The sequence below is a fragment of the Pseudomonas rossensis genome (assembly GCF_039888995.1).
GTDB classification, from domain to species: Bacteria; Pseudomonadota; Gammaproteobacteria; order Pseudomonadales; family Pseudomonadaceae; genus Aquipseudomonas; species Aquipseudomonas rossensis.
This window is the reverse complement of record NZ_JBBWCB010000403.1, coordinates 1-237: the sequence shown is the minus strand read 5'-3', so window position 1 is coordinate 237 and position 237 is coordinate 1. Positions and strand designations below refer to the sequence as shown.

1 protein-coding gene is annotated in these 237 nt (G+C 57.8%); it reads right to left on the bottom strand.

Features of this window, described 5'->3' with window-relative positions:
* On the bottom strand, positions 1 to 237 hold a 237-nt coding region (locus WLY71_RS31050), incomplete at both ends, for a stage II sporulation protein M (protein ID WP_347806620.1).

Here is a 237-nt window from a genome sequence, read left to right as displayed (position 1 = left end):
CCCGTGGCCAACCACGAATGACCAGAAGGTTTGCCCGTAGCCGATGTGCGTCAGGTGCCCGGCCACCGCACCAATCATCAAACCGTTGAAGAACAGGAAAAACGCGCTGCCCAGGCCAAACAACAAACCGCTGGCGAAGGTCTGAAAGGCAATGCCGATGTTGTGCATGATGTAGTAACCGAACATCACCCAGTCTTCACTGGCTGCCCGTTCGGCAGAGCGGCCCAAATGACCGGC